This window comes from Arthrobacter sp. R4, assembly GCF_051365025.1.
In the GTDB taxonomy this organism is placed as follows: Bacteria; Actinomycetota; Actinomycetes; order Actinomycetales; family Micrococcaceae; genus Arthrobacter.
The window spans coordinates 189,558-214,826 of record NZ_JBLWIJ010000002.1 but is presented as its reverse complement, the minus strand read 5'-3'; the positions used below and the strand labels follow the sequence as shown (position 1 = coordinate 214,826).

General features: G+C 63.0%; 19 protein-coding genes and 1 pseudogene. 9 read left to right on the top strand and 11 right to left on the bottom strand.

Features of this window, described 5'->3' with window-relative positions; translation table 11 throughout:
- Positions 1-40: 40 nt before the first annotated feature.
- The 6 genes from ACLKOZ_RS01565 to ACLKOZ_RS01540 all read left to right on the top strand — a co-directional run bounded on the left by ACLKOZ_RS01565 (position 41) and on the right by ACLKOZ_RS01540 (position 7,511).
- Entirely contained in the window at positions 41-1,036 is a 996-nt protein-coding gene (locus tag ACLKOZ_RS01565) for a LacI family DNA-binding transcriptional regulator (RefSeq protein ID WP_436472377.1), read from the top strand.
- Between the two features lie 45 nt (positions 1,037-1,081).
- Positions 1,082-2,455, top strand: a complete 1,374-nt coding sequence (locus ACLKOZ_RS01560) for an ABC transporter substrate-binding protein (protein WP_436472376.1) — start codon at positions 1,082-1,084, stop codon at positions 2,453-2,455.
- Positions 2,452-3,384, top strand: coding sequence for a carbohydrate ABC transporter permease (locus ACLKOZ_RS01555; RefSeq protein ID WP_436472375.1), 933 nt, complete (start codon positions 2,452-2,454; stop codon positions 3,382-3,384). The genes ACLKOZ_RS01560 and ACLKOZ_RS01555 overlap by 4 nt, the downstream gene beginning before the upstream one ends.
- Positions 3,385-3,426: 42 nt before the next feature.
- Positions 3,427-4,347 (top strand): carbohydrate ABC transporter permease, encoded by a 921-nt coding sequence (locus tag ACLKOZ_RS01550; protein ID WP_436472374.1) that lies wholly within the window; start codon positions 3,427-3,429, stop codon positions 4,345-4,347.
- Between the two features lie 53 nt (positions 4,348-4,400).
- Complete coding sequence (locus tag ACLKOZ_RS01545; protein WP_436472373.1) at positions 4,401-6,719, top strand: beta-L-arabinofuranosidase domain-containing protein; 2,319 nt, start codon at positions 4,401-4,403, stop codon at positions 6,717-6,719.
- Between the two features lie 87 nt (positions 6,720-6,806).
- The gene (locus tag ACLKOZ_RS01540) at positions 6,807-7,511 is read left to right on the top strand and encodes a hypothetical protein (RefSeq protein WP_436472372.1); all 705 of its coding nucleotides are present in this window, start codon (positions 6,807-6,809) and stop codon (positions 7,509-7,511) included.
- A 44-nt stretch (positions 7,512-7,555) separates the two neighbouring features.
- Here ACLKOZ_RS01540 and ACLKOZ_RS01535 read toward each other — a convergent pair whose 3' ends face one another.
- From ACLKOZ_RS01535 to ACLKOZ_RS01520, 4 genes are all read right to left on the bottom strand, one after another.
- Positions 7,556-7,978, bottom strand: a complete 423-nt coding sequence (locus tag ACLKOZ_RS01535) for a hypothetical protein (protein ID WP_436472371.1) — start codon at positions 7,976-7,978, stop codon at positions 7,556-7,558.
- Between the two features lie 177 nt (positions 7,979-8,155).
- On the bottom strand, positions 8,156-9,022 hold the full coding sequence (locus ACLKOZ_RS01530; protein WP_436472370.1) for an alpha/beta hydrolase: 867 nt from the start codon (positions 9,020-9,022) through the stop codon (positions 8,156-8,158).
- A gap of 103 nt (positions 9,023-9,125) precedes the next feature.
- Positions 9,126-9,335 (bottom strand): DUF4177 domain-containing protein, encoded by a 210-nt coding sequence (locus ACLKOZ_RS01525; protein WP_337350204.1) that lies wholly within the window; start codon positions 9,333-9,335, stop codon positions 9,126-9,128.
- A gap of 126 nt (positions 9,336-9,461) precedes the next feature.
- Positions 9,462-10,028 carry a TetR/AcrR family transcriptional regulator gene (locus ACLKOZ_RS01520; protein ID WP_436472369.1) on the bottom strand — a complete coding sequence of 189 codons (567 nt, stop codon included), beginning with the start codon at positions 10,026-10,028 and terminating at the stop codon, positions 9,462-9,464.
- A gap of 327 nt (positions 10,029-10,355) precedes the next feature.
- On the opposite strand from ACLKOZ_RS01520, the gene ACLKOZ_RS01515 reads away from it, so the two are divergent.
- Positions 10,356-11,099, top strand: a complete 744-nt coding sequence (locus tag ACLKOZ_RS01515; RefSeq protein WP_436472368.1) for a hemerythrin domain-containing protein — start codon at positions 10,356-10,358, stop codon at positions 11,097-11,099.
- Between the two features lie 432 nt (positions 11,100-11,531).
- Here the strand turns inward: ACLKOZ_RS01515 and ACLKOZ_RS01510 are convergent, their stop codons facing one another.
- The gene (locus ACLKOZ_RS01510; protein WP_436472367.1) at positions 11,532-12,380 is read right to left on the bottom strand and encodes a class I SAM-dependent methyltransferase; all 849 of its coding nucleotides are present in this window, start codon (positions 12,378-12,380) and stop codon (positions 11,532-11,534) included.
- 107 nt (positions 12,381-12,487) lie between these two features.
- A pseudogene (locus ACLKOZ_RS01505) lies at positions 12,488-12,679 on the bottom strand (2,3-butanediol dehydrogenase); the annotation flags it as partial.
- A gap of 44 nt (positions 12,680-12,723) precedes the next feature.
- Here ACLKOZ_RS01505 and ACLKOZ_RS01500 point away from each other — a divergent pair.
- Positions 12,724-14,778 carry a hypothetical protein gene (locus tag ACLKOZ_RS01500; RefSeq protein WP_436472366.1) on the top strand — a complete coding sequence of 685 codons (2,055 nt, stop codon included), beginning with the start codon at positions 12,724-12,726 and terminating at the stop codon, positions 14,776-14,778.
- Positions 14,779-14,786: 8 nt separating this feature from the next.
- On the top strand, positions 14,787-16,436 hold the full coding sequence (locus ACLKOZ_RS01495) for an Hsp70 family protein (protein WP_436472365.1): 1,650 nt from the start codon (positions 14,787-14,789) through the stop codon (positions 16,434-16,436).
- On the opposite strand, the gene ACLKOZ_RS01490 is transcribed toward ACLKOZ_RS01495, so the two are convergent.
- From ACLKOZ_RS01490 to ACLKOZ_RS01470, 5 genes are all read right to left on the bottom strand, one after another.
- On the bottom strand, positions 16,429-19,785 hold the full coding sequence (locus ACLKOZ_RS01490) for a helicase-related protein (RefSeq protein WP_436472364.1): 3,357 nt from the start codon (positions 19,783-19,785) through the stop codon (positions 16,429-16,431). The genes ACLKOZ_RS01495 and ACLKOZ_RS01490 overlap by 8 nt on opposite strands.
- Positions 19,786-20,198: 413 nt before the next feature.
- Positions 20,199-21,008, bottom strand: coding sequence for a hypothetical protein (locus ACLKOZ_RS01485; RefSeq protein ID WP_436472363.1), 810 nt, complete (start codon positions 21,006-21,008; stop codon positions 20,199-20,201).
- A complete protein-coding gene (locus ACLKOZ_RS01480) occupies positions 21,005-22,270 on the bottom strand; it encodes an McrC family protein (RefSeq protein ID WP_436472362.1) in 1,266 nt (421 codons plus the stop codon). Before ACLKOZ_RS01480 ends, ACLKOZ_RS01485 begins: the two co-directional genes overlap by 4 nt.
- Positions 22,270-24,603, bottom strand: a complete 2,334-nt coding sequence (locus ACLKOZ_RS01475) for an McrB family protein (RefSeq protein ID WP_436472361.1) — start codon at positions 24,601-24,603, stop codon at positions 22,270-22,272. The genes ACLKOZ_RS01480 and ACLKOZ_RS01475 overlap by 1 nt, the downstream gene beginning before the upstream one ends.
- 148 nt (positions 24,604-24,751) lie before the next feature.
- A complete protein-coding gene (locus tag ACLKOZ_RS01470) occupies positions 24,752-25,249 on the bottom strand; it encodes a hypothetical protein (RefSeq protein WP_436472360.1) in 498 nt (165 codons plus the stop codon).
- Between the last annotated feature and the right edge of the window lie 20 nt (positions 25,250-25,269).

Below are 25,269 nucleotides of genomic sequence, written 5' to 3'. Positions count from 1 at the left end.
TCTGAACGTGTTGCACATCTCATCACTTCCAGGAGGATCCGTGAGCTTCACGTCCCGCAGGGTCACCATGGCCGACGTCGCCAACGCCTCCGGTGTTTCCATAGGCACGGTGTCCAAGGCGCTCAACAAACGGGGCCAGCTTCGTGAAGATACCCGGGACCGCGTCCTGGCTGCCGCTCGGGAACTCGGTTTCGAGGCCCCTGCTGCGGAAGGCAACCACAACGACGTCCTCACCATCGGCCTGGTGACGTCGGACGACATCGGACGCTTCAGCATTCCCTTTATGTACGGGCTGGAGGATTCGTTCGGCCCGGAGCAGGCATCGGTGCTTATTAGCAACTCACGGGGCGATCTGGTCCGCGAGCGCCACTGCGTGGAGACCCTGGCCTCCCGCAATGTCGATGCAATCGTGGTCATGACTAATCTCACCGGCCCGCGCGCCCCTCTGCCCCCGACATCGGTCCCGATCGTCTATGTCATGGGACATTCTTCCGACCCCGAAGACATGTCCGTGGTGGTTGACCAAGTGCAGGGCATACTCCTTGCACTTGAACATGCAGCCAACTTGGGCCATCAGAACATCGCCTACGTAGCGGGGCCACGCCAGGACTACTCGGCCCGCATCCGCGCCGAGGCCGTACAGGAACATGCCGGAGCCTTCGGGCTCACCCTGTCGGGCGACCGTCCCCTCTACGGAAACTGGAACGAGGCCTGGGGCAGGCAAGCCGCCCAGATGCTGCGCCAGCGGGTGGAACCTGTGGACATCGTTCTCTGCGGCAGTGACGAAATCGCCCGCGGTGTGGCTGACGGACTCCGCGAGGCAAACATTCTGGTGCCGCATGACGTCGCGATCATCGGCTTCGACAACTGGGCAGCAGCGGCCATGAACTGCAGGCCATCCCTGACAACCATCGACATGAACCTTGAGGAACTGGGCCGCGCCGCAGGGGCCCGCGTCCTTGAAGCCATCGGCGGAAACAGCAGGACCGGCGTGGAAGCCCAGCCGTGCCAGCTCATCGTCCGCGATTCCACCTAACATCCATCCAGCCCCACCAACGTCAACGACCACAAGGGACCAATGATGCACTCCCCACCGGCCGGCCTCCGCCGCGCCCAAAATTCCCCCGACGGCGGCAGCCGGGACTTCAGCCGCCGCTCCGCACTGACGCTCGGAGCCGCAGCCGTGGCAGCGACGTTCGGCCTCTCAGGATGCTCGGCTGTCCTGCCGGAAACAAATGTGGCTGCAGCGAACTTCGGGAAGAACCCGTCCGGCACCATCCGTTTCTGGTGCCGGGCCACGGCCTTCAAGCCCGCCCAGCTCATCGTGGACAAATACCACCGGGCCCAGCAGGCAGTGAGGATCGAGCTCACCGTCCTGCCGGAGGGCCAGATGACAACAAAGCTCGCCACCGCGATCCGGGGCGGTTCTGTGCCGGACGTCGTAGCCCCTGACTCCGTCACGACTCCCGTTTTCAGTACCCGGGACGCCTTAACGGACCTCACGCCGCTGATCAACGAGCTCCCCTACGCGGAGTACCTGAACAAGCCGCTCCTTGACGTGGCCTCCTTCAACGGAAAAATCTACGGGCTCCCGGCCCTTTCCAACGTCTCGCAACTGTTCTGGAACAAAGAGCTCTACGAGAAGGCAGGGCTGAACCCGGAAAAGGGCCCCAGCAACTACGCGGAATACCTCGAGCACGCCGCGGCGCTTCAGTCCATCAACGGGGTTTCCGGAGTGACCTTCACCGGCAACTCCGCCGGCATCCTTGGCTACGTCATCCAACCGCATTTCTGGGCCGACCAGAGCCCGTTCTACAAGGGGCCGCTGGGCCACCAGGAGGCGGCGGTGCTGGGCAACGAGCCGCTCCGCAGGACGCTGGAGCTTTACCGCAGCTTCTACACGGAAGGATTCGCCCAGCCAGGGGCAGAGGCGGACTCCGGTGCGGCGTGGGGGCAGGACTTCCTCAAAGGAACTGTGGGGCTCTTTCCGGGGTCCTACGACCTGGTGGTAGGCGGCGCCACACCGGAGTTCCTGGACAAGCTAGGCGTCAGCGCCTTCCCTGGCCCTGACGGAAACGTTTCGCAATTTTCCGGCGGAGCGGTGCTGTCCATTCCCCGGGGCGCCGCGAATCCGGGGGCCGCCTGGGATTTCATCCGCTTCGTGGGTGAGCTTGAACAGCAGTCCGAACTGGCCGCCTTGGGCTGGTACCCGGTCCGCAGCGACATCCTTAAGACCGGCTTCGCCGAGAAATTCCCCCTGATGGTCCCGGGCATGGAGCGCATGAACGAAGGCTTCGCCGCTCCCACCACGCTCTACACACAGCTCACCAACACCGTGCAGTCACCCTGGCTTGCGATGTTCCGCGAAGCAGTCTTCAGCCAGAACGCCCTCGACGACGTACTTCAGCGGGCGCATGAAGAGACTGCCCGAGTTCTGAAGGTGAATCAGGCATGACAACCGCAACCCCATACCAGACCCAACTCCAGACCGGGAAGACCGGGAAGAAGGCACCCCGGCGCGCATCGCGCCGTGATGCGTACACCGGGATGTTTATGCTCGCCCCGGCCGTGCTCCTCGTAGCTGTTTTCGTCATCGTTCCGTTGATCTTTGCCGTGGTCATCTCCCTGACCAACTGGCCGCTCGTCGGCGAAGTGGAGTTCAACGGCGTCGAAAACTACGTAACCGCCTTCGCCGACACCGTCTTCTGGGGGTCCATCCTCTACACGCTGGGTTTTGCCGTCATCTCCACGGCCTTAGGGATCGCCGTCGGCTACTTGCTCGCCATGCTGGTCCGCTCCAACCGCCGGGGTGCCGGGCTCATCCGCACTGCGGTGTTCCTGCCCTACGTCATCGGCATCACCTCATTAAGCTTCGTGGCCATCCTGGAGTTCCGGCCGGACAGCGGCGCGCTCGACCAACTGCTTCTCAACCTTGGCATCACCTCGGCGCCCACGGCCTGGCTCCTGGACGGTAAGAGCGCCACCGTGCTGATAGTCCTCCTGGGCACCTATGTGGGCGCCGGCTTTACCATGATCATCCTGATGTCCGGCATGCAAAGCATCCCGGAGGAACTCTACGAATCCGCCCAGATAGACGGCGCCGGACGGTGGAAGCAGGAATTCCTGGTCACCGTTCCGCTGCTCAAGCGGTACCTCGGGCTGCTGACGGTGATGGGCTTCATCGGCGCCATCCTCGCCTTCACCCAGTTCTTCATCATCACGGGCGGTGGCCCGGGAACCGGCACCCTCACCACCATGCTCTACGTCTACAACAAGGCCTTCGGCGACCTGCAGGTGGGTTACGCAACCGCCCTGTCGTTTGTCGTCGTCGTCATCGCAGCAGGCCTCACCCTCATCCAGTTCCGCGTCATGCGCGAGGACTGACCAGCACAAACTCTTCGTCCGAGTCCGATCAAAGGAGATTTCGTGACAACTTCCACCCAAGCGCCGCCGCCGGTTACTACGCGGCTGCCCGGCACTCCCCCCAACGCCCCACATGCCAAGAAAGCACCTGCGTCGGCACGGATCAGGACGGCGCTGTACGCGGTGATTGGCACCGTCGTATCGATACTCTTCGTTGCCCCGGTTCTCTGGTCCGTCCTCCGTTCACTTCAACCCGGCGCCCAGATTGCAGGCCCGGCGGCGGGGCAATCGTTCACTGACCTGTCCTTCGAGAACTACGTCGGCCTGATCAACAACATCGGCGCCGGCTCCTACATCTGGAACAGCCTGACCATTGCGCTGGGCTCCGCAGTGTTGAGCGTGGTCATCACCACCCTTGCCGCCTACGCCTTGGTCAACTACCCGTTCCGGGGATCGAACGTGGCGTTCGCGCTGATCCTGCTGACCATGATGGTCCCCTTCCAGGCCATCCTCACTCCGCTCTTCCTGGAGATGAACGCCCTGGGCCTGACAGACTCCCTGGCTGGCATCATCGTCTTCCACCTCACCTTCAACTTGCCCTTCGGCGTCTTCCTGATGAGGAACTCATTCGCCCAGATCCCGGCAGAGGTTGTGGAAGCGGCACGGATCGACGGCGCGGGTCCCCTCCGGATTCTGTTCTCCGTGCTGAGGCCCATGATTGTCCCCGGGGCCGTGACCGTATTCCTCTTCGCGTTCCTCGGCGCCTGGGGAGACTTCCTGGGAGCACTGACTTTCCTGACCAGGCAGGAGCTCTTCACCCTGCCCGTCGCGGTGGAGAACGTCGCCTCCGGAGCCTTCGGAACGGTGAATTACGGTTACGTGATCGCAGGCGCGGTGTTGCTCATGCTCCCCTGCCTCATCCTCTACGCAGCCGTCCAGCGCTACTACGTGCGGGGCCTCGTGGCGGGGGCCGTCAAGGGCTAAGAATCACGCCATCCCGTTCTCCACAGACCCAAGCCAAGAAAGCCGCACTTCCCATGCACCCCACCACCGCCACCGCGGAAACCACCGCGCCGCCGTCGTCCTTTGCCTTGAACAGCGTCCGGCTGCTGGCCAGCGACTTCAAGAACGCGCAGGACACCAGCATCCGTTATGTGCTGGCACTGGATGCTGACCGCCTCTGTGCTCCCTACCGCAGGGAAGCAGGACTTCCGACGACGGCGGCGGCGTACGGCGGGTGGGAATCGGACGGCTTGGCAGGACACATCGGCGGGCACTACGTCTCGGCCTGTGCGCAATTGTTTGCGGCAACGGGCGATGCCCGTTTGCTTGGGCGGCTGCAGTACGTCCTGGATGTGTTCGAAGAGTGCCAGAACGCGGCGGGCACCGGGTACCTGGGCGGGGTTCCCGGCGGCCGCCGCCTCGGCGAAGAGCTCCGGGCCGGAGAAATTGATGCTGATGTTTTCACGCTTAACGGACGCTGGGTCCCGCTTTACAGCCTCCACAAGACCTTTGCCGGGCTCCTGGATGCCTACACGTACGCCGGGGCCGAATCCGCCCTGCACATGCTCACCCGCCTGGCGGACTGGTGGCTCACGGTTTCCGCCGGCCTGGACGATGATGCGTTCGAGGATGTCCTGGTCACTGAGTTCGGCGGAATGAACGACACCCTGACATCCCTGGCCGGGCTGACAGGGCGGGATGACTACCTGCGCGAGGCCCGCCGTTTTTCGCACCGCGCCATCTTAGAACCCCTTGCTGCAGGCCTTGACCGGCTGGACGGGCTCCACGCCAACACGCAGATACCCAAGGTGATGGGATACGAACGGTACGCACAGGCCACGGGCAGCCAGGAGCACCTCAAGGCTTCCGACTACTTCTGGCAGACCGTCACCCGTGAGCGCACGGTGTCGATCGGGGGCAACAGCGTCCGGGAGCACTTCCACCCGTCCCGCGATTTCACGCCCATGATGCTCGACATCGAGGGGCCGGAGACCTGCAACACCTACAACATGCTCAAGCTCGCCAAGCTGCGCTTCGAGCGGTCCGGCGATCCCTCAGCGATGGCGTTCTACGAGCGCGCCACCTACAACCACATCCTCTCCTCCCAGCACCCGGAGCGCGGCGGGTTCGTGTACTTCACGCCGATGCGTCCGTCCCACTACCGCGTGTACTCCACCGTCCATGAATCCATGTGGTGCTGCGTGGGCTCCGGCCTGGAAAACCACGCCCGCTATGGCGAGCTGATCTACAGCCAGAATGGCGACGACCTGGCAGTGAACCTTTACATCGCCTCGGAACTCAACTGGGCCGACAGAGGCGTGAAGGTCCGGATGGAGACAGATTTCCCGTACTCGGACACCGTCCAGCTGACCGTCACAACGGACAATCCAACAGACTTCACGCTGCAGCTCCGCCGCCCGGAATGGGCGACCGCGATGGAGATCAGTGTCCATCGGGCCGGCGGCGGGCGGCCGCAGGCGGTGAGCCGAAACACCGCCTCTGTCCATCGCGTGTGGGAGGGAACCACCACGGTCATCGTCCGCCTGCAGGCCGAGATCACGGCCGAAGGCTTGCCTGACGGTTCTCCTTGGGTTTCCTTTCTCTACGGGCCCGTGGTCCTCGCCGCCCGGGAGGGAACGGCCGGCGTGGAAGCCGTGGAGGCACCGGACGATCGCATGGGCCACGTTGCATCCGGTCCCCTGGATCCCCTGGCCGGCACACCGGTGGTGGTTTCCGCGGACCCGGCGGCCGCCGTCGAACTGTCCAACCGGGCGGCCATCACCGCGGAACTGACTGCCGTCCGGAACGGCGCAACCGTTCAGCTCAAGCTCGAGCCGTTTGCCGGGATCCACGACGAGCGCTACACCGTGTACTGGCCCACGGGTGCATCCGCCGAGGTGCGGACGGCGGAGCTTGCCGCAATTGATGCGGCAGCGGGCACGAGGGGCGGCGTCATCGACGCCGTGGCCGCGGGTGAGCAGCAGCCGGAGTCCGACCACTTCTTCGCGGGCGTTGCCACCCGCGGCGGCGGTCAGGACGGAGTGCACTGGCGCAACGCGACGGGCTGGTTCTCCTATGTGCTCAAGGATTCCGGCGGCAGAGCTGCCATTGTCCGGGTGAGGATGCGGCCAGACACCGGAGGCGGACAGCGGATCAGCCTCAACGGCGTGCCGCTGACCGAGGCTTTGGGTTCCCGCGTCGAGCAGTGGGCCGAGGTTACCGAATACGCCGTCCCCGCAGAGGCAAGGACTGAAGGGTCCGGGACACTCGTATTCGCTGTTCATGCCCTCCCCGGCACCACCACCGGTGACCTGCTCACCGTCGAGTTGCTCGACGGCGCCCGCCTTGCCTGAGCGGATCTGATCGGGGGATGATCGCGCTCCCGCGAGTCGTCGACCCATGTACAGGTGGTCAGGCGGACCCTACAATAAGCCATGCCCATGACCGGCCGAGCTGTCTCTGTTGTGGTACTGCTCGCCGTCGAGGCAGGACTGGCCCTGCTGGCTGTACTGGTCCACCAGGGCTTCATGTCCGTATACGGCAATGTCACCGATACCGCGCTTGAGGCGCTCACCTGGGGGTTGACGGCCGGTCCCTCCGGAATGGCGCTCGGTGTGGTCGCTGTGGTTGCCGTGGTCGGTTTGGTCCTCTCGCCACGGCTGTGGATGCGGCTGACGGCCGTGGCCATCCCGGTAGTTATGCTGCTTGTGATGCTCGCTGTCACCCCGTTGGCCCTGGCGCAAAAGGTCGGGAAGTACGACTCCTCTCCGCAGTGCGTGACCGAGGGAACGGCTGAGCCCATGGCCAGCGCAGACCGCGAGTCCCAGCGGGCGTTCGATTCCATCGAACACATCGGCCTTTTCAGCGGTGGCGGCGTAAGTGGTGTGGGCGGTTGTGTCCGCTGGTTAGTGATCTCAGAAGACGTGGATGTGCTGCAGCATTATCGTGCAGCGCTGCCTGCGGCGGGCTGGGAAGTGGTGGAGGATGACGGACACCACCTGCGGGCCGAGCATGAGGGCCTGGCGTTCGAGGTGATGCCCTGCCCTGGCGGCGGCGCTATCTGGGCCGGAAGTGAGGACGAGCCCGCCTTCGGAAAAGGAACGCCTGGGCTCGCGGGTACTGAAATTTGTCCACACGACCTTTGAAAGAGACAGGACCTAATCCCCAGTAAGGGTGGCCGAAAGGACGGCTACCGCCGCTTCCGTCCAAGCCCAAGCAGTGCCATGGCAACGGACAGCACAAGCCCTGAAGCGATCAGCGGGGTGGTCTCCCGGTCCGGGTGCCGGAACGACTCCCGCGTGATCCGCTCCCACGAGATGCCCAGGATGTAGAGGACGCCCAGCAAGCCGACCGCCCGCCTGACCCACGGCCGCGGCCTGGCGATCAGCAAAGCGGTCCCTGCCGCGTGGGCAGCCAGCGTATGCCACGGCGCTGACAGTCCGCTGCCGGTGGCCCACATGTCGCGCGCCACGTCCTCGGGTCTGCCCCGGCCAATGGGGGCGTCGTAAGGGATCCCGTCCCGGATGGCTTTCCGCGCTCCGATGAGCTGGAGGATCAGCTCTGTCAGCGAGACTGCAGCCAGGACTTTCATCATCGATCCTTCCAGGGGCATGGCCGGGACGAAGAGCGTACCGCCGCCCGAGGAGACCGGGCAATGGTTTCCCGCGGACGACGGCGGCACGCACGCGGGTGCGCGCCGCCGTCGTCCTCTCCGTTCCAGTCAGAACACCGATGGCAAGAGCGTTGGAGCGGTCGACGGCGGCGTGCCGGCTCCGCAGCGCTTGCACCGTCAGTTTGGCGACCCCGCGATGCTTGACCCTGCGTCGGCTGCCACCTTTTCGAGGCCGGTCAGGAGATCCTGCAAACCGGGATCTTCGAGGGGGAAGTGGCCGCACCCACGCAGCAGTTGGCTGGTGGTGGGGCCGGGCAAGGTTCGCAGAGTGCCCTCGCTGAGTTCCACTGGGGTCCACTTGTCTAGCTCGGGGTGCATCAGGTGGACCGGGAAGAGTGCTGTGCGGGCCTCGGAATGTGCATGCTGCATATAGCTGGCGAGGAACCCGAGAGGGACCCACGCGCCGCCTCCGCGTGCATCTTTCGCGCAGAGCCGCCCCAGCTTGGGGTCGCGCCCCATTCTCCTGAGATCGGCGATCCAGGAGACCTTGACGGGCAACCTGGCGATCGGCCCGCGGACCAGCTTGAGCAGTGGCATGAAAGCCAGCGCGAAAGAGCCGAGCCGCGTCATCACTGACCGGGCGCGCCTCTCGCGTGGGTCGAGCAGGCAAGTAGCGACCACGGCCGCGACGCGGCGTGAACGGGCCGCTGCCTCCACCGTGAGCAAGCCACCGATGCTGGCCCCGAGGAGGACGACGGGACGGCCGTCGTCGTCAGCTGAAATGAGGTCGACCAGTAAGTCGATCCAGTCCTCGTAGGTCACTGTTCCGCGCGATGTTGTCACCGTGCGGCCGTAGAGTGGCAGGTCCACAGCAGTCAGATCGACGCTTCGGCCAGCCAAGAGGGATGCAACAGGCCAGAGCGCCGCAGCATGGGCTCCCGCGCCGTGGACGACGAGTATCCGAACCGGGGCGTTGGCGTCGCGTGACCGGAGGAGGTGGACCCGGTGGTTCCTCCAGGGCCACCACTCCGAGGCAGGGGGCACGAGTGACTTCCTTCGGGAAGGCGGCAAGAAACCCGCGTAGTCCTCCATACTGATCTCGGCCGGTTGACGAGGCCGCATCGGGTCCGCCTTTCCACGAGTGCGATTATCCGAGGCTCTCGAACACAAGTGTTGCCTGGATGCGGTCACCGCCGCCGATCATTCCCTTGCTCCCGCTACTCGCGGTGGTGATGGTGTGGAGTCGGTAGCCCTTTGCGGCCTGATCGTTGATAGTCTTCTCCAGGGCGGTCAGGTTGCCCGAGCCGGTTCCCCAGAGTTTCTCTTTAAGAATCACCTGCAGGACGACATAGTGCATGACACGGTTTCCTTCCGTTGCTGGCCAATTGGGGCAATGCTAGTTGACGCGGGGCGCTCCTCCGGGGCGTTGGCGACGGCGCGTCGAGGGTATGGACGGTGCGCCGTATCAGCGCCAGGCGGCGTATCAGTCCGATGCCCCGTTGTGCCGACGCGGTACAAACGCCTGCACGACGGCATCAATCGGTGCGAGCACGTCTGCATCCGGGTCTACAGTCACCCGCTGGATGATCATGCCTTCGCCCACTGCCGTGATGGCAGTCGCCGCCGCCCCGGGATCATGCGCTCCGAGGCGCTCCATGGTGGTTTCGACGAAGGCACGGAAGTAGACTCGTCCGGCGAGAAGGGGGCGGCGGACGTCTTCGTTGTGCGTGCTTTCGAGGAAGAGGACATACCGGGCAATGGTCCGGATCCGGGATGCGGTGGTTGCAGTTTCGACGGCGTGGGCCAGCAGAGCGACGAAGGCGCCAACGTCAGCCGGCGGGCTTGGCGGACTCACCAGCTCGGCCAGGTCCAGTTCCGCAAGCCACTCGACCACCCCGGTCAAGAGCGCGGCACGAGTGCGGAAATAGTTCGACGTCGAACCCTTCGGAACCCCGGCCTCGACATCAACCCTGATATGGGTAAGAGCCTTCAGGCCCTGGGTGCCAAGCAGCTCCACGGCGGCTTCCAGGATCCGTGCGCGAGTGGACATACTCCATACTACAAAGGTAGTGACACGTCTACTACATAAGTAGTACCCTGTTTGCATGGCAAGCGTATCTGCCACCCCACGGCCCACGGTGCTGCTCTCCCGTGCAGCGCCCGGGCACTCCCGCGGGTCATCACCTGCTCGTCCGATCAGGAACCCGCGGCGCATACCGGCGTCCTCAACACGCCGGACCAAAACCACAATGTGACCGAGACCCGATCCGGAACCACGGTGCCGGGCATGGCGGCGTAGACCGCGGCTGATCCGGCGTCTGGCCCAGCTTCCCGGAATGCTCCCGGAGGGAACGGGGGTCTCGTCTGATTTCTGGAAATGGAGATCACCAAAATGACAGACTTCTTCACCATGCATCCCGGTGAAACCGCAGCTCCTGTGCCACCGGGACCGGTCCTGTCGTCAGGGTCCACTGGCATTCGGCGCGTTCACCGCTTCCTCCTCTGGGCATACCGGGAGGCGCCCAACTTGGTGCGTTCCACCGCGCCCGGAGACACTTCCCGCGCCGCCTATGTGGGGGAAGTGCTCGGGAATTTCGACAAGGTGCTCCTGATCCATCAGGAAGGCCAGGACCTGTTCATGTATACGCAGCTGGCCGAGCGGGCGCCGGCAAGTACGCCACACGTGGAGCAGATGCTTGACCAGCACAAGCAGATTCGGGAACGCGTCCAAAGTATCGAGCCCGTCCGTAAGCGTTGGATGCAGACTGCAGACGCAGAGAACCGGGAAGTACTCGCAAACGGCTACGAAGACGTGCAGTCCGTTCTCAACGAGCATCTGCGCCGCGAGGTCACCGAGGTGATGCCCGCCGTCGACCGGGTCATGACGGAAGAGGAACTGAAAGCGATGATTCAGCACGGGGTCAAGCAGCACGACAAGAAGTTCCTGGTCACCTACCTCGGAATGATTCTGGCCACGAACCCGCCCGAAGACCGAAGGGAAATATTCTTTGAGGAGATTCCCGCCCCAGCCCGCCTCGGCTACCGCCTCATCGGCCGCAGGATGTACCGCCAGCAGTACTCGACGCTCTTCCCGGGGCGCCCGATTCCCGAAACGCTGTAATCTCCGCGGCGGGCTGTCCGTGCCGGGAACGGGAGTAGCGGCGCCTACGGGAGGCAGGGTGGGCGACGCCGGCCGGGCGGCTAAAGTGCGAGAGGGTCCTGAGGAAACCTGCTTTAAGTGATAGAGCGTTTGAGGGGTCGGCGGCGGCCTGCCGGGGCTGGGTGCAGATGTATCGGCTTTGCCGAACCACGCAGTCCGGATCACTGGGGTGTGCTTGCCCGCCAGCAGCTTTCGTTGCGGCCTGTGCCAGGTGCAACCGCGCCAAGCGTGCCCGGATCCCGTCGCCGGGCCAGCAGCAGCGGATGGAACGACGACGGCGGGAGCACCTGCCGCCGACGGCCTCCGTCAGCGTGGGAAAAACGGCAGCCGCTGCCCTGAGGCAGAGCTCCAGCAGGTTGCTCGCGGTCAAACCGCCCCTGTGGTGTGCGCCTGTTACCGCCCGTTCTCCCCAGCCTTGGTGAGCGTGAAGATCCCGTAGCGCATGGCTCCGGTGCGGTAGGCCAGGATCATGCGGGGAATGCCCAGAAACGACTTGCGGTTGCGTGCGCCAAGGGCGAGCCGCCGTGTCCCGCGGTCGGTGAACAAAGCCTTCACGAAGCGGCCGGCGCAGATCGGCCAGGTGCGGGCCACCCTGCGGCTGACATCCTCGTAGCCGGTGACCGTAAAGCCGGCCTGCCTTGCCATCTCCTCATACTCCTCGCGCGTGCCCATCGAGGGCAGGTGCCCTTCGCGGCAGATCGGCTCGAGCAGGTGGCGGACCTTCCATCCGCTGGCACCGGTCTCGGCGAGCCACGCGCAAATGACGAAGCGGGCGCCGGGCGAGAGCACGCGGTGCGCCTCGGCGAAGAACCGGAGCTTATCGACCATGTGCTCGCTCGACTCGATCGCCCAGGCGGCATCGGCCGAGGCATCGGCCAGCCCGTTGGTGAGCCAGTCGCGGACCTGGATGTCTACCTCCGGCGCGGCACGCGCGGCGGCGTAGCGGGCCTGCTCAGTGGAAAGCGTGAAGCCGGTGACGCGGACCCCGCGCGTCACAGCGAGCCGCCTTGCGGTGGAGCCGTAGCCGCAGCCGATGTCGACGCACGCCTGGCCGGGCCTGAGGCCCAGCCTGTCGCCGACCGTATCCACGAGCGCCTCGACGGCCTCGCCGGGTGTCTCGCGGCCCGTCGTCCACAGCCCGTGATGGACGTGCTCGCCCCAAACCCGGCGGTAAATGGGATCAAGCTCGTCGTAGTGATCCGCGACCGCCACGGCGTTCTGGGAAATATCGGGGACGATCACGCCACGACACTACAACGGCGCCCAAGGCGAAGGAAGGACGAGGACGACGGCGGCACGTGCGTCCTGTTCCGCCCTTCCTTCCCTGCCGGGCGTCCGCCCGCCAGCACCTACGGGGGCACCAGCACCTTCACCGCGGTGTCCTTGTGGTTGATGAGGGTGTCGAAGCCCTGCTCCACCAGGTCCTTCAGCGCGATCCGGCCGGTGATGAACGGCTTGAGGTCCACCTTGAGCTCCTGCACCATCTTGATGACGGCCGGATGGTCGCAGACGTAGGCGATGGTGGCGGGCGCGCCCCAGATCACTTAGGTCGGGTTGAAGCCGGTGCTGTGGATAGAATACGCGGGTGAAAGCGCCTCAAGTGGTCATGGACGTCGATAAGAAATCTCGGATGGTCTTTCGAGAGGGACTCCTCGTCGATCGAAGGGGTGCTGAGGTCACTGTTCGTTGGAGCGACGGGTCAACCGATGACGTCCGACTCGGTTTTGACGGGGATCACAAACTTTTTGCGACCGCGGCTGGTGGGCTACGCCACCGAAACCACATCGACCCGGTTGGCACCTCAGAGCTCGTGCGCTCGTCACCTGCCCAGGCCTTCGCGTTCGCCCTCCTCGACTCATCGAAGCCGCTGTCGAGCAAAGACCTCATCGCGCGCGTCGCGGACGTCTTCACCGGTGACGTCAGCGCCCTTTGGAAGCAGGCTCGCCTGACTTTCGAGACGAACGAGAATGTCAAGTCATCGGGTAAGGGTGCGAGCCTCAAGTACATCTGGGTTGGGGAGGCTCCGCTCGATACAATCTCGGCTGAATTAGGCGCCCACATCCGCGGACGGACAGCCATGAAGGACAACACCGAGACGGTGGGGCGCGAAACCGGAAATGCAGAGCCAGGCGGTGACGTTGCTCCCCAGGTCGCGGATGGTGCTGTCGACGGGCCAATGGATTCAGAAAACCGGAACGAGGGCCGAGGCAGCGCACACACAGCTGGGGGCGGGCAAATCCACCCCGCTGTCGAACTCGTCCGTGCGACTTCGGTCTCAGGCCAACTGCCTGAGAACTGGGCTGGGGTACTGGGCAGCGTCATGCGGAATCCTTTGGCAGCTGGGCTCGCTGTGGGCTCGCTGTCGGAGGATGTGCTTCAAGCGGCCGTTCCGGCGCTCGATCGAGCTGCTTTGATCCTGCAGGCCGTGCCGAGGGACAGCAAGACCATCAACGCAATTGATCCGGTGCAATTGGCGGGACCCGAGGGTGCGGCCGCTCTGATAGATGCGGCGGACGCCGAGTTGCGCGGTCTTGAGCCGGCGAATGCCAGAGCGCAGGAGCTGCGGCACGCCAAGGACTTCCTGATTCGGAGGCTGTTGAACTCGCCCTCGGTTGGTCTCCTCCGCCTGAACACTGTCCTTCGTGCCACCCGCGAGATGGAATCGCCGAAAGATGCTGCCAAGAAGGGTGAGTGGGTCGCTGAGGTTCTGGCGACCGTCATATGCGCGATGGACCAGGGCTCTTGGAAGAATCTCTCGCTCCAGGACAAGTCGGCGGTGGCCCGGCGGCTCACCTCCGTTCCGCTGGATGCGACCGGCTCGAGAGCACGTGTGCTGGGGTGGATCTGGCGCAATCATCCAGCAGATCTCGCCGACGACATGTGGTGGCGCGGCGTGGAGTTTGACGATCTGGCTGCGGTCGCCACCACGCCCTTGGCCAGCGCGCTCGAGAGCGATGCCATAGCGTCCGCCGTAGTCAAGCCCTTGGTGGTCAAGAGGCTCACGTCAGCCACGACGAGGCGTCAGCTGCTGACGTCGCTCGCCGCCCCGACTGCTCTTGCTCGCCTCATGGATGAAAGTGACGTTGACCGAGCGTTCGACCGAGTCCTGCTGGATGACAACATCGGCCGGGCCTGGCTTGTGCGCCTCAGGAATGAGACACAGCTATCCGAGCTTGCTCACCAAGTAGAGACCCTCACTCGCCAGGCGAGGGAGAAGACGGAGCTGCTCGGCAAGGCCCAGGAAGCCGTGCGGTTGCGTGATGACCGGCTGCACCGCATGGAGGCACGACTCGGCGAGGCCGCCGCGAGCACCAACGAGCTTCGCGAATCTCAGTCGCGCCAGATCCGGATCGATGTCATGCGCGCCCTTGCGGAGCTCTGCGCGTACGTCGACGGGGCAGCCGACAGTCAGTCCGCTCAGCGCGTCCGGGAGCGGGTCCGGCGGATGGCCGCCCGTGAGGGACTGACTCCGTCGGGTGTCCCAGGCCGGACGGAGCCCTATGATCCACAGCGCCACGATGTCATCGGGGAGCCGCCACAGCCCAAGACACCAGTGACTGTCACGGGTATCGGATATACATGGGGCGAGGGGGCCGATGAGATAGTTCTCGTGCGCGCGCTCGTTGAACGAACAAATTAGGAGTTGGAGTGACTCGAGAGCAGTTTCTGGGTATCGACTTTGGCACGAGCACGACACTGATCGCGGAGAGCCTGCCGGCGGGCAGGCCGACGGTGGTCCCAATCGGTCACGCCGAATCGTGGATGCCCTCCGCTGCTGCGGTCAGCGGTGACGCCTTGGTGGTCGGCGAGGACGCACTGACTCACAATCCCGCCGCGCTGATCACTTCAGTCAAGCGCTGCATTACAGGACGCGCGGTAGTCGCGCGAAGCGCCGACGGTTCCGTCGAACGCGACGCCGACGAGGTCATAGGCGCGGTCCTTCGCGAGATCGCAAACCGTGCCCGCGCTGATCGGCTCCCCATTTCCGATAATGGAGTCACTCGACTCGGCTGCCCTGCAATGTGGGACGCGGATCAGCGTGAAAGGTTGCTCGGCCTCGCCGAGACGGCGGGCTTCAACGTCGGCCCCTCGACCCTGATTGATGAGCCGATCGCCGCTGGACTGAACTGGATCGGCCACCGAACGGAACAGAGGGAGTACTTCGACGAAGAGCGCGTGCTCGTGTTCGACATGGGCGGAGGAACGCTCGACGTCGCCGTCCTTGACGTCACGACCGGCCCGCTCCGGGATCCCGAAATCTACGTCCTCGCCTCAGACGGCCTCAACGAGGCCGGTGACAAGCTCGACGAAACGATCGCCGCTGACCTGGAGATCGCTCTCCGCGACCGAGGGATCGAGCTCGTGGCGTTGCCCGACGCTGATCTCGCGAGGGCTTATCTGATGCGCGCAGCAGCTGAGGCGAAGGTTGACCTCTCGACAAACCAGGAGACGCAGGTGCATGTCGGCTATCAGGCCGGCAACCTGCCGAGCCTGCACTACACCCGCGAGCAGCTGGAGGACGCCATGCGTCCGCAACTGGAACGCGCCTGGTCCCTGATCCTCTCGACCCTGCGCGCGTCATACCTGACCCGTAACGAAGGTGCGGTCACATCTGCCCTGCGCCAGATTTCGGAAGAGAGCCTCACCTCAAACGTTCATCACGTTCTCCTTGCCGGGGGCATGAGCCGCGCGTCGGCGGTGGAGAAGTTCCTTAGCAGGAAGCTACCCACCGCCAGGATCCACACCCTCCCCGGCAGGAACGGTGCCCAGGAGGCGATCGTTGCGGGGCTTGCCGAGAACACTTCCTACGACCAGGTGAATCTGCATCGTCCCGCCTTCGACTTCGTGCTCGAGTTCTCGGCGGGAGGCGGGGAACTGACCCGGGTACCGCTCTACCGAGCACACACGAAGCTCTACGAATGGTGGCAAGCACTGAGCCGGGACCGGGTCAGGTACGAGTGGCCAGACGGTGCCACCGCGGTCAATCGCGATTCAGCTCGATCATTGCCAGCACTTGGCTACGGCCGCCTCGCTGTCTATGCGATGGATGGGACGCCGGTCGATCTGCGGCATAACGAGACCGACGTGCCCGGGTTGAAGGTTGCCTTCGGGCATGATGGTGTCCGTTTCGACCTGTCCACGGAGGGGCGCGTCAACATCACCGATGGCCGCGGAACGAGTCAGTCATTCCGCGTCACGCGCTGGCCAGTGCTCACGGGAGGGTTTGCGCGCCTTGCGCTTCCTGTCAAGGAGCCGGACTGGCAGCCAATGGAACGCCCTTGGTGGGACGTCAAGTAGCCGGACCGACGAGCTCAATCACTGCGACCGTCCTGCGGCTCATCGAGAAGGCCCGCTGCTCCTCCAGCTCGGCCTCAAGCTGCTCGAGGTCCTGACCGAGGTTGCGGATGCGACCTTCTGCCATCCGGATGACCCTCGGATCGCGTTCTCGCTCCATAACGACGTCCAACGTGGCTCTCGCCTTATGGATCTTGACCTTAAGGCTCGCCTTGCGCGCGTCGAGGCGGGCCCTTACCAACGCCTCGTTGTCCAAACGTCTGTGTGACTCCTCCTCACGGTGCCGAGCCCAGCTGACCTCCTTAAGCGATTTGAGGAGGGGCTCCATGGGCGTTGGCGTGGCTCCAGTAGCTTCCTCCAGTGATCCGCTCGCCACGGCCTCCATCAGCTGAACGCCGATGTCCGGCGCAACGGCCCCGGTCCGGATATCGATCGCAGTTGACCACAATTCCTTGGTCGGCCTCACTCCGGTCGACGCTATTAGGTCCACCGTGACGGCATACCGTGTGCCCGACGGCAGCGTTGCAAGCCTGCCTATGCCATAACGATGCAACCCGAGCCTGTCCTGTGCCAATTGGTGAAGTGCCACGTCAACGATGGGATGTCGGACAGAAAGAAGTTCCACGTCCCGAGTGCTTGCCAGATCAGCGTCGAAGGTCACTTCGATTGGTTCTCCGTTGCTGATACGGCTTTGGAACAGCATCGCCGACCGACGGCTCGCTCCTTGGGTGCTTCGAAAGCGATAGATGAGGTCGGAGAGCTCATTACTTCCCCGTAGTAGCAGGATGCCGGGATGCTCCGACTTGTCGAGCTTGCCTCCAGTGGCTCGCAGTATGTGCTCAATGAGGGTGCGCACTTCTGACGTTCCGACATACCGCCCGTCCGATGGCCCTGATTCTGAGAGGCCTTCCACCTGCATCTCATCAATCGTGGACAGAGTGGCGCGCTCCTCATTCAGTCGGCGAAGGTTCGCCGCCCTCGTCTCGATGGCCGTTGCGATTTCTTCCGCTCGCTGCCTACGCTGGGAGTCGTCCAGTCGCGGATCAAGGATTTGGTTAGCTAGGTCACGGAAGTCGTCCCTGAGGATGGGCTCGAGGTCTCCAATGGAGTTCTGAAATACGCCGATTCGGGTGTATAGGCGTTCCAAGATATCGGACTCGATCGTCCCCGGCACATGCATGTTGAGGATAAGGACCTTCTCGTGCTTTTGGCCGAATCGGTCCAAACGACCGATTCGCTGCTCGACTCGCATGGGGTTCCAGGGCAGGTCGTAGTTCACCAGTACGTTGCAGAACTCGAAGTCCAGACCCTCCGATGCCACCTCGCTCGCAATGAGGAAGTCGAATTTCCCATCGCGAAAGGCATCGATGATGGGCTGGCGATCCACCATGCGGATACCGCCGTGGAGCTGCTCGACCCGGAAGTCTGAACTCAGGCGATCTGCCAGGTACGCGATGGTCCCGCGAAAGGTGGAGAAGATCAGTGCCTGACGCAATCCTTGTTCGCGCAAGTGCGTGAGCTGCCCCAGCAGGGCCTCAAACTTCGAGTCCTCGCCATGCCATTCGAAGGATGTCCGGTCCTCGCGCATTTCCGCCAGGTCCTCTTCGCCGTACTCCTCGTCGTAATCTTCCACCGAGCGCGCGAACTGCTCTGCGTTGGCAGAGAGTCGCGCCTGCATGGCGGGCAGGCAGCTCGCGACCTGTCGCAGCGGCATCTGCATGGCGAAGCCGGGTGGCGTTCCGTGCGCGCGAGCCCGTGACATGAAGTGGTCGACGACGCGGTCGTAGAAGCCCTTCTCGTCCGGCGACCAGTTCACGACTACCTGATGGGGTTCGCGCACTGCCTTGGCGTCAGGTACATCCACCTTCCGGGTCCTCGAGAGCACGCCACTCAAGGTGTTCAGCTCGGAAACGAGGCGTTTGACTTCGGCCCGTTGGCCCGCTTCCAGGGGTGCAGCATTGTCAAGAAGCTCCTCTAGGCGGGCAAAGTCCGGGCGGTTCGAGACGGCGCGGCCCAAGGGCAGTGTCTCAATCGACCGCAGGTGGTGGCGCAGGGCTGCGCCGGATGAGCCGTGAGAGATGCCGCGTTCGATCGCGTTGAGATGCTGATTCGGCTCGAGCTGCATATGGAAGATTTGGGAGTCCTGGTACATGCCGTCGTCGAGCAGAGTCAGCAGGTTGTACAGGTCGTCTGAGCGCAGGTTGATGGGGGTGGCAGACAGGAACAACAGGTGATCGGCCCAGTCGGACAGCAACCCGCCTAGCAGGTTCGACCTCGTGCCGGTATTCCGCAACACATGGGCCTCGTCGACGATGATCAGGTCAAATCTAGGCCGGATCCGGGTCAGCTGCTCCAACACGTCGCTGGCAGTGCGAAGGGACTCCACGGAGATGATCGCGTGCATTTCCGGGTCTCGACCGGCGAGGAGAGCTTCGGCGAGGTCAGCCAGCTTGCCAGGCTTGATGACCTCGAGGTCACGGTCGAAACGCCGACTCATCTCCATGCGCCATTTGTGAGTCAAGGAGGAAGGCGTGACCACAAGCGTGCGACGAAGCGGTGACCTCTGCTCCAGCTCGCTCCACACCAGTCCCGCCTCGATCGTCTTTCCGAGACCCACCTCGTCCGCCAGAAGTAGCCGCCCGGTCGGAGAGTTGAGGATCTTGAGCGCAGGGATGAACTGGTAGGCACGAAAGACCGTTTTCGTCGCTCGGTAGGAGTACAAGGTGTTCGAGAGCGGCTCGCGCAACTTCGTGCACGTCAGAGTCATTGCAATCTCCCTTGCCGAAGCGGGGGCCGAGGTTACCCAGAAGGCAGGATCGCGTGGGTCTCCATCCAACTTCTGGAGGGACTCTGGCGCGACATGCTGAACCTCCCCGTCGACACTCACTTCAATCACGTAGCCAGCGCCCGTGCGTGTTACCCGCCGCACCCGACCAATGCGATTGGACCCGAGCACCTTCACGACGTCCTCGGGCGCAAACGAACTTGTGCCCATGAAGGGCTGACCGTCCTCCCACTGCTCAACCAGGTCCTCTCGGGCCTCCGCGAGGTGACGCATCCCTCCGTCCGCAGTGAATCGATGGCGGGCGGTTGCACTTGGCCTTTCTTGTCCCTCTCCACGGATGACGAGGGCCTCCCATCGACCCTTGCGGTAGACCCCGTACAAGCCGTCGAAGAGATTGCCGCCGGAATATCCGGGCGGGAGCTGACGGACGTCGGCGTCGAGCGCCTCCAACTCTTCGACGTCCAGCCCCGTTAGTTCACCTCGGACGAGGACCCGTTGGGCGCCGATCTCTTTCAGCCAAGCAAGGCCAGATTTCAGCCCTCGATAGACCAGGTCATCCATCGACATCAGACGCGGACCTCCCTCGTCGGGCCGCGCTGGCGTCCTTGTGTTCCAGTAACTTGGGCCAGGTGATGCCAGGTGCGGCGCCCGCAAGCCCGGAAGCAATATATGACCCAAGGTCCGTGGCCAACGCCTCCATTGCGCGTCCCACATACTCGCGGTTGGAAAGCCCCATTGTGTTCCCCCGTCTTCGGCAGTAGCCGACCATCAACTCAGCTCAGAGTAATGCCAATCAGCGCAACTCCAGCATTACGCGATCCAGTGCCATCTATACGAATCCCCAAAAGCCCTAACATCGCAATTCAGTGCCCTCGTTCAACAGGGATGAACAACACCCCGCGTTATGTTGTCCGGCCAGGCTGGGCGGTCTTCCTTTGGTGTGGCCTAGCATTTTCAGCTCCGCCGCGTAATCGTCCGGCCTACAGCCGATCGTCGGCGGACACGGCTAATTCAGCCCACGACCCCATCAGCTGCTTTGCCAAATACAAGTCCTTCTGAAGGGCCACGGCCGACACGCCGAGATCACCCTGCAGGAGATCCAGCAGTTCATTCCGGATCTCTTTAGCGGACTTCCTGATGTGAGGCGGAGCTAGAAAGTCTGGCCACAGCATATGGTCGAGATCGTATTGCATGCCCATGTTCTCGTATTTGACTGAGCCAGAGAATGCAGCGCAGGCCCATGGGCTTTCGGTTATTAGGTCGAATGGACATCTACTGTGGAGATCTTCGTGTCCGAGGTACTCGTCGTCACCCCGTTCGACCAGAGCGTCGTAATCGGGACAGCTTCCACACGCGTTCACATAGCCAATCAGATACAGAAGCCGGCCGAGCAATGAATCGCCCCGTCCTGCAGGTCGAAAACCGAGTCCACGGATGCCACGTACTAGCGTTGGAGGCATAACAAGGGGCGGTCCAGCAACCACGTGAGTGAGCCGATTGAATAGGGCTTCCAGTTCCGGGTCAGGGTGTTCCAACGGAAGTAACGCCAGTGCTGTGAGTTCGACAGCCAAAAGCGATACTTCCCGCCTGGACCCAGCCATAGCGGTGACAAATTCTGAGCCGAAATCAGCTGAGTCTGAGATGGCAACCACCGCCCGTTCAAGCTCGGCAGCTGCTGACTTTGACCAAGTGACCGTATCCTCGTCCAAGCCGGATGGGCCGCCCCGGAGGGCATAGTCCAGAATCAGCCAAGCCGCATCTGAAATGGACGCCATACCTTCACTGGTCATAAGACTCCCCCAGTTTTACCAGCAGGCCATGGCGTGAACCTCTGGGGTCCTTTGCGCTGCGTAAACTCCCCGAAGGCTTGGTCAGCAAGGGTTTGCACTCTTTCGAGCAGGGCTTCCGGGTGCTGTGAAACGTCGACGGGAAACTCCATGATCGACACCGCCGTATTGCTGATTCTACGTTTGCGTTTCTCTCCGGATCCCGCATACACCAGCCAGGCCCTCGGCACATTCAACGCCGTGCAATAAGCCAGCATTTGGTAATGGTCGGCATTTGGATAAGTCCCCGAATCCGAAGCCGCCTTGTATTTGGCGTCGAAAACGATTGCGGGTACGCGATTCACGGAGTGAACGATGTCTACGTACATCTTCACCTGGTTGATCTTTCCGTAACCCAATTCCGGTTCATCCAGGTAAGCCTCGTACTGTCCCCGTGTTTCCCCCGGATACTTATCCAACGCCTCGCGCAGGGCAGTCGTCACAAAGTTCTCGAACACAGTCGCCATGTTGACCACAAACGATGCAACCACTTGCTGTCCTAGGCCCGCCTCGGCGGACATGTTCCGGAGGATGATCTCAGCTAAACGCAAAGCCGGACCATACCGTTCGTTAAGCCTGGACTCGGTCCAGGCCGGCAAAGGAGCCCCGAACCGCAGAGCTGACACTCCCTCCAATTTTGAATCGACGTGCGCCAGCCGCTCCCGAACGCCCTCCGAAAGGCGAGGCACCTGCATCATCAGCCGCACGGCGGCCCGCAAAATCCGGTTCTCGGGGATGTCCACCGTAAAGTCGTCGTAGGCCACCTCCAGCGGCAGTAGCATACCCGGCCGGCGCGTCATCTGGTCACCGACTCGGATCCTTCCCCTAACGGTCCGCAGTGCTTCCTCAACGTGCACGTATCCATTCAACGCCCCACGGTCCAGAGCCCGCTCGCAATGGCGGGTCAGCGACTCCCCCAGGGCGGCAAAAAGATCATCCTTCTCTTCGCCGACAACATCGTCAGGCCGGAAACCCGGGTTGATGGCGTAGCCCAGCAGGAAAAGAAGCCGGCTCAGTCCCACCTTCTCTTTCGGCACGACTCGCACCAGCAAATCCCCTATCTGGACGGCGCCGACTCTCCCTGCCGGTAACACTGTCCACAGGCCTCCGTGCGCCGGAAGCACCGACACCAGGCCGGTGTCCCGCAGCGTCGCGGCAACCTCCCGATCAAGCTCTACGGCCTCGGCCGCCGTCTGAAGCTCGTCCAGGACAATCTCGGACGGCATCACGCCTCAGTTTCATCCGATACCGACGGCGGGCCAACCGTAACGTCCGATGCTCCGGTACCGTCGTGGCCCGGCTCCAAAGAAAGATCGACAGGACCCACGTCGACACCCGCCTTCCGCCGCATGGCGGCCAGACCGAACTTCTCCCGCACCTTGTCCCGGTTCAAGCGCCCGAAGTACTGCTCCTCGAGCAGCGGCAGGAGCTCGTACTTCCAAATCTCTTCCAGCCCTTGGTCCGACTCAGCATGCGGCTTCATGAAGTACGACGGCCCGATCATCAGGTCACGGTTCGTTGCCTCGATTTCACTGTTGAGGGCATTGAGCAGCTCGGCCCGCAATGAAGGCTTACCGTTTGCTTCGAGGAACCGTTCCAGCATTCCGGAAATCATCCCGTCCTGCGGATGCAGCTCCACGAACGCGAACCGCCGCCGGATGGCTGCATCCACCATTGCGATCGAGCGGTCTGAGGTGTTCATGGTGCCCATGATGAACAGGTTGGGTGGCAAGACGAACGTCTGCTGAGGGTTGTACTGCAGGTTGATGCCCTGGTCGCGGTACTCCAGCAGGAAGTACAGCTCGCCAAAGATCTTGGCCAAATTCCCACGGTTCATTTCATCGATAATGAGGAAGTACGGCTTGTCCCGGTTCCCATCCAATGAAGCCTCCGCCGCGATCCGCCGCAACGGCCCCGGCTCCAGGCTGAACCCGACGTTATCGCCGCCCGTCTTGGCGGGCCGATAGCCCTCGAAGAAGTCCTCGTACGCATACGAGGGGTGGAACTGGACCGTTTTAACGTGGTCCCCGTGTTCCTCACCCGCGAGGAATCGGGCGATCTTTCCGGCTAGGTACGTTTTGCCTGTTCCCGGCGGTCCGTAGAAGACAATCTGCTGCCGGGTCTGAAGCAGCCTAATGACTTCCTGGACATCGTCCCGCTCCACATGGAGTTTGGCGGCCAGTTCCGGGGTCGCGTCCCGGAGTTGCGGCACGACGGCGATCTGCGGCTGTGCGATCGGTTCCTCTTCCGGCGGGACCTCCCCGGGTTCCTCTTCCGCGTACCAGGCGCTGATGACGGACAAGCCGTCTGTCAGGTCCACCACCGATCCCTGCTCTTCGAGCAGACGGGGCAACGGGGCGGGAAGGTCTCCATTTTCAAGCGGCCTATTCCGCCAGGCGACACTTCGGCGCAGGCGGGACGTCTCGTCGTCCACATACTCTGCCTCCCCAGTTACGACACCGAGGTAGAGACTGCTTTCGAAGGCGGTGAGGACGAAGTCGTCCACCTTCATCTGGCTCAGGAAGCGGTAGTACTCCTGAGCCCGCGCCTTCCGTTCGGAATAGTCGATGTGCTGATAGCCAGCGTTGACGGCGGCCTGCACCTGGTCATAGCTGCTTCCCGGCTTCGGTGAACCGAGATGCTGCGCCCGGGTGGAGACGAATTCACCCAGCAGCCAGGAATCCAGCATCGCAATCCCTCCTTGGTTCTGCCGGACGAGCCACGCACGCTGGCCGGCGTCCTCACCGGAGGGCTGCCACTCGCTCAGGTACGGTTCGCGGTACCACTCAATGAACTCACTGGATTCACCCTGCTGAGCCTGCCTGATGTGGTGAAGGTCCTTGGCGATGTCGGTCTCGGAATCACCTGTGGGGCCTCCGATGATGTCGGCAAAAGCATTGCGGATCTTGATCCTGTGGTCCTTTTTGACCACCGGTTGAAGGTGGCTCGGCCACGCCAAGTAATCGATGCTGTAGCGGATCGTGGGCCAGTCTCTGGGCACCGCCTGCGTCACGCTAATAAATGTCCACGGGTCCTGAAGAGCTGCGTTGATGAGGCTCATCGGCTGCTCCGTAACGTGCTCCACGAACCGCGTAAGCCAGCCGAGGTGGTCAGCAACCTGAATGTTGAAGCCCACTCCCCCGTTGAACGCCCCGGGCGCCTCGAGGCCCTTGCGGAGTTCCGCAGAAAGTTCGACGGCGGCCCCGGGCACCCACGATAGCACCTTCTCAATGCGGGCGATCTTCGTTGCGGCCATCACGTTGCTCAGGGGCAGAACCTGCAGGTACAGGAGCTCTGCGGCCAGAAGTACTGTCTCCCGGGAGGCGGCGGCCAGCTGGCGTTCCAGTTTTGACATCAATGAACCCGTACCGACACCTGGATTGGCGACGCGGCTGGCCAGGTCTGCTGCTGCTTCCGACGTCCACGTTGAAGTGCTGCCGTCCATCGGCGACGGATCCCCACGTAGGCCCGCGCCGAGAAGCAGCCGCGCTGTCGACTCGACCTCAGGTGCCTTGCTGGCACCACTGTTTCCAGGCTCCGTTACATCTTCTGCCGTCACTTTATCTCCCCTCCATGCTCGGAATTCTGTGCTCTCCGTGGAGCTCCATTCATCAACCGGATCAACGTTGAGCACTGTCCACATCAGTCCTTGGGCGTCCAAGCGGTCGCGTAGTTTGATGCCATACTCCGGTGCCAGCCGGATGAGTTCATCGAGCGACTCCAGAAGCAACTCGTACCTGCGTGCCGGATCTCCATTCGCCCCGGTCTTCCCAGCCGACCAGCTTGAGGAATTTCTTGACCGCGCGGGCACGATAAGGAGGATAGGTGTACGGGTCTCTGGCGAGCAGAAGAATCGAGGCGAAACCCACGACACCGCCGACGGAAAACTGTTCCGGATTGTGCGGACGGAGCAGCGCAGTGAAGTCATCGATGCGCCGAACGTCAGCCTCCCCGTCCCAGAGGAGATTGATCACTTGCCGCAGATCTCCGGGCTTCGCCCGCCCCAATTCAATCAGCCGCATCATAAAATACTGGTTCATTAGGTTCGAGGATGAGATGTCACGCCGCAACCGCTCGAACCATACGGGGTCTCGGTTCAGGTAAATTTCCCTTGTTTTTCGAAGCCGTTCCGCCAACGCGAGTTTGTAGTTGTACTCCTCGGCATCTAGATCAATGGTCTTAGCGAAGAGGGCGGCGAACTCCATGAACTGATTCCACCGTGGGT

Excerpts from the sequence above, each read along its gene's own strand:
- ACLKOZ_RS01560 (WP_436472376.1), top strand. The coding sequence starts at position 1,082 with ATGCACTCCCCACCGGCCGGCCTCCGCCGCGCCCAAAATTCCCCCGAC.
- ACLKOZ_RS01555 (WP_436472375.1), top strand. The coding sequence starts at position 2,452 with ATGACAACCGCAACCCCATACCAGACCCAACTCCAGACCGGGAAGACC.
- ACLKOZ_RS01545 (WP_436472373.1), top strand. The coding sequence starts at position 4,401 with ATGCACCCCACCACCGCCACCGCGGAAACCACCGCGCCGCCGTCGTCC.
- ACLKOZ_RS01540 (WP_436472372.1), top strand. The coding sequence starts at position 6,807 with ATGACCGGCCGAGCTGTCTCTGTTGTGGTACTGCTCGCCGTCGAGGCA.
- ACLKOZ_RS01535 (WP_436472371.1), bottom strand. The coding sequence starts at position 7,978 with ATGCCCCTGGAAGGATCGATGATGAAAGTCCTGGCTGCAGTCTCGCTG.
- ACLKOZ_RS01525 (WP_337350204.1), bottom strand. The coding sequence starts at position 9,335 with ATGCACTATGTCGTCCTGCAGGTGATTCTTAAAGAGAAACTCTGGGGA.
- ACLKOZ_RS01520 (WP_436472369.1), bottom strand. The coding sequence starts at position 10,028 with ATGTCCACTCGCGCACGGATCCTGGAAGCCGCCGTGGAGCTGCTTGGC.
- ACLKOZ_RS01515 (WP_436472368.1), top strand. The coding sequence starts at position 10,356 with ATGGAGATCACCAAAATGACAGACTTCTTCACCATGCATCCCGGTGAA.
- ACLKOZ_RS01490 (WP_436472364.1), bottom strand. The coding sequence starts at position 19,785 with ATGTCGATGGATGACCTGGTCTATCGAGGGCTGAAATCTGGCCTTGCT.
- ACLKOZ_RS01485 (WP_436472363.1), bottom strand. The coding sequence starts at position 21,008 with ATGACCAGTGAAGGTATGGCGTCCATTTCAGATGCGGCTTGGCTGATT.
- ACLKOZ_RS01480 (WP_436472362.1), bottom strand. The coding sequence starts at position 22,270 with ATGCCGTCCGAGATTGTCCTGGACGAGCTTCAGACGGCGGCCGAGGCC.
- ACLKOZ_RS01470 (WP_436472360.1), bottom strand. The coding sequence starts at position 25,249 with ATGGAGTTCGCCGCCCTCTTCGCTAAGACCATTGATCTAGATGCCGAG.